2 protein-coding genes are annotated in these 1,773 nt (G+C 31.0%); both read left to right on the plus strand.

What is annotated here, in order from left to right; genetic code table 11:
- Positions 1-75: 75 nt before the first annotated feature.
- Entirely contained in the window at positions 76-324 is a 249-nt protein-coding gene (locus KTQ83_RS11665; RefSeq protein ID WP_342367262.1) for a DNA cytosine methyltransferase, read from the plus strand.
- A complete protein-coding gene (locus KTQ83_RS11670; RefSeq protein WP_217256930.1) occupies positions 317-1,654 on the plus strand; it encodes an ATP-binding protein in 1,338 nt (445 codons plus the stop codon). The genes KTQ83_RS11665 and KTQ83_RS11670 overlap by 8 nt, the downstream gene beginning before the upstream one ends.
- The last annotated feature ends 119 nt before the right edge of the window (positions 1,655-1,773 follow it).

Raw genomic sequence — 1,773 nt, forward strand, 5'->3', positions numbered from 1 at the left:
TACCACTGGTGTAAATTTTCTCTTTTTGACTAGTCCTATTTATATGCTAACATCACACCTTTAAAACACGATTGTGTGTGTTCAACACTGACATCTATTCCGGATGATTTTATTCATTATTCAGAACCTAGGATTATGACGGTAAGGGAAAGTGCAAGAATTCAAAGCTTTCCAGATGATTATGTTTTTTTGGGTAAATATACAACAGGAGGGGAACGTAGAAAATATGATGTTCCAAGATACACACAGGTGGCAAATGCTGTGCCGCCATTGTTTGCAGAATTGGTTGGGTTAGTTTTACAGGAGATGCTTAATAATGAGTGAAAAACTCCATTTTAAAGTTAGTGCTGGATTAAAAAATATTATAGGCAAAGAATTAATCAATGATAAGTTTATTGCAATTTTTGAATTGGTAAAGAATTCTTACGATGCCGGAGCAAAAGAAGTGACGATAAAATTTGAGAATATATATTCAGATGATTCTACGATATATATTATAGATGATGGAAAGGGTATGTCCAAGCAAGAGATAATTGATAAATGGTTATTTGTTGCTTATTCGGAGAAGAAAAATAATACATATAGAGACAATATTAAATTTAGGAGAAATTATGCTGGAGCCAAAGGGGTTGGTAGATTTTCTTGTGATCGCTTGGGTGAAACTGTTGAATTATTATCTAAGACGAACAAAGATATTAACGTTAATCGTGTAAAAATAAACTGGAATGAATTTGAGAATGTAGATACAGAAGAGTTCCAGAATATTGAGGTGCTATATGATGAAATACAGAGCGATTTAATAGCTGCTCAAGGTACAGTTATAAAGATTTATGGATTGAGGGAAAAATGGAATAGAGATGAATTATTACAGTTAAAAAAATCGTTAACTCAACTTGTTAATCCTGAAGCTAACGAAAATTATGATATGTTTAGCATTATTTTGGATGTTAAAGAAGAGAGAGAAAATGATCGAAAAAAAAGTGAGAATGAAAAAATTTTTGACAAAGATATTGTAAACGGTAAGGTAATCAATCATGTTTTTGATGTGTTAAATATAAAAACAACAAAAATTACTGCAGCAATATCTAAGGATGGAAAAAAAATAACAACGACATTAAATGATAGGGGAATACAGTTATTTGAAATAGAAGAAAAAAATAAATATGGTATAAAAAATATTAAAGGAACTATTTATAGCCTTAATAGGGCTGCAAAAATAAATTTTACAAAAATGATGGGGATTGAGTCTGTAAATTATGGAAGTGTTTTTATCTATAAAAATGGATTTAGAGTATATCCATATGGTGAGCCAGAGAAGGATTTTATGAATATTGATAGAAGAAAAGCTCAAGGATATAATCGATATTTAGGTACTCGCGAGATTTGTGGTAGAATTGATATTTTTGGCGATAATAGAGGCTTTGTTGAAACATCCAGTAGAAATAATGGCTTTATTTCATCTTACGAAACAGGCGAATTGGAAGATTTTTTTTATGAATATTTGTTAAAACCTCTTGAAAAATATGTTGTTAATATTATTCATTGGGGGGAAGAGGTTATAGATAGTGAAAGTCTGGCAACAACTATGGATGCATACGATGATCTTGAAGCTGTACTAAAAAAAATAAGCTCCTCTTTTGCAAATGGGTGGTAATCATTCGCTTATTTACTATGTTTAGAGCTCATTGCATCCCGATATCGCACTTTTTTTGGCGATAAAACTGCCATTTCAATAAATTTTAACACCTTATCATACTTGTCCTTTGGCTCATT

Origin of the sequence: Holdemanella porci (genome assembly GCF_019052655.1) — a bacterium.
Classification (GTDB): domain Bacteria; phylum Bacillota_I; class Bacilli_A; order Erysipelotrichales; family Erysipelotrichaceae; genus Holdemanella; species Holdemanella hominis.

Bases quoted from the DNA above. Each gene is read 5' to 3' on its own strand.
- KTQ83_RS11670 (WP_217256930.1), top strand. From the start codon at position 317: ATGAGTGAAAAACTCCATTTTAAAGTTAGTGCTGGATTAAAAAATATT.